Source organism: Bartonella saheliensis (assembly GCF_902162175.1).
In genome coordinates this window covers 1-2086 of record NZ_LR607291.1, presented here as the reverse complement: position 1 = coordinate 2086, position 2086 = coordinate 1, and the positions used below count along the sequence as shown (strand labels likewise).

General features: G+C 41.1%; 1 tRNA gene and 1 rRNA gene. Both read right to left on the bottom strand.

The annotated features are described in order from the left end of the window. Positions 1-1819: 1819 nt before the first annotated feature. Positions 1820-1896 (bottom strand) — tRNA-Met (locus FS875_RS09730). 90 nt (positions 1897-1986) lie between these two features. Continuing rightward, a 5S ribosomal RNA gene (gene rrf / locus FS875_RS09725) occupies positions 1987-2086 on the bottom strand; the annotation flags it as partial.

Below are 2086 nucleotides of genomic sequence, written 5' to 3'. Positions count from 1 at the left end.
TCTTCTCTATCAGCGCATTTTTACTGTTTTGCCTAACACTCGCCCTATCGCCTAAAGAGAAGAGCTCAGATTTATGATATAGTTTTTTTGAAAAACTCATAACATTTGCAATGGTGATAAGATTATACGGTGTTTACCACTGTTGGAAAAAAACCAATATGCTGGCTCTTCTACTCCAGTCTGTATTATTTTTACAAAAGGTTATTTAAGCGGCAATTTTCTTAAGCTTTAAGATTGCACACACTCGATCACTTGCACTCCATTACGCCTCTTCCTGCTTTTCTAAAGGAATGGAAGGAAGGGTGTACAACTGTTCTCTCCTTAGAGATCTCTACAAACCTATTGCTATAGGATATCTTTCTGTCTTTAGAAAGATTCATTTGAGTTAAGCACACATTTCCATACGCTATCCCCCCATAAGAATGCTCACAAACACGCCTACAGCACCAATATAAGTGCTAATTTTCCAGCATCTCCACCATGCACCCAGATATGGAAAATCCCACGATACTCACCATTTCAATATTTCAGGGTTTGTTTTGCTTTATTGCCTCTCTGTGCTTAGTACATGATGGAAAGATTAAGCAAAATGGTAAAGCATCCCTAAAGAAGACATGCAGTTAAGGAAGAATTTTGCGCTTCATCGTTCCACTTCTTTTCAAGCAATTTTTCTTTAGAGAGAATTCTGTTCAGTGGCATACCCTAAAGCGCCCTTAGATTTGTTTCCCGTTCTCCTGTTTGTCCAAGGATATGTGGATTGAGTCAAAGAAGAGGAATTTTTGTATGATTTAGCGTTTGCAGAAAGCTTGCGTTTCCCCACTGCTGTTTCGTTGCATTGACCTAATGATCTATTGAATGTTGCGCATAAGGATTGGATTTCTTCAAAATTTTCACAGATCTATGCGACGCGCGTTATTATCTTTTGCAAGCACGTGCATTATTTTTGCATTTACGCATTATTCAGCTTGTTTCCGCTGAATGGAGGAAGAGTTATGGGAATGAGAGGTAAAGAGTGTTGATGTTTATCTTTGGTTGCGGGAGCAGGATTTGAACCTGCAACCTTCTGGTTATGGCCTATTGGTTTGTTTTGCATTAAGATTTGATTTTGCCAAAGAGCTGTGCAGGAAGGCTTTTAATCATCCCCTCGCCCAATCCATAGCTTCAGGTGTGTTTATTTTCCAGTCTGTTTTTATTTGCAATCATAGCAGCAAGGTTTGCGTTTCGCCGCTGCTGTTTAGTGATATAAGCTCAGTGGCATTACGCGTTGTTGATGCGTCCACTATCTTTGGTAGGAAACAGTTTTCCAAGAAGCTCCAACATTTTGATCAGAAGAAACAGTATCCCCATTAGGTGTATTGACGCACTACACATCTTTCTTCATGGTAAAGCATCCCTAAAGAAGACATGCAGTTAAGGAAGAATTTTGCGCTTCATCGTTCCACTTCTTTTCAAGCAATTTTTCTTTAGAGAGAATTCTGTTCAGTGGCATACCCTAAAGCGCCCTTAGATTTGTTTCCCGTTCTCCTGTTTGTCCAAGGATATGTGGATTGAGTCAAAGAAGAGGAATTTTTGTATGATTTAGCGTTTGCAGAAAGCTTGCGTTTCCCCACTGCTGTTTCGTTGCATTGACCTAATGATCTATTGAATGTTGCGCATAAGGATTGGATTTCTTCAAAATTTTCACAGATCTATGCGACGCGCGTTATTATCTTTTGCAAGCACGTGCATTATTTTTGCATTTACGCATTATTCAGCTTGTTTCCGCTGAATGGAGGAAGAGTTATGGGAATGAGAGGTAAAGAGTGTTGATGTTTATCTTTGGTTGCGGGGGCAGGATTTGAACCTGCGGCCTTCAGGTTATGAGCCTGACGAGCTACCGGGCTGCTCCACCCCGCGATAAGGCCTTGCGATTATTTTTACACTGACTGCTAGAGTACAGTCTATTTTATTGAAATTTCTGAGAGAATATTTTTATGCATTTGGCAGACCTGGCAGCGACTTACTCTCCCGTGCCTTAAGGCAAAGTACCATCAGCGCTGGAGCGTTTCACGGCCGAGTTCGGGATGGGATCGGGTGCGTTCACTCC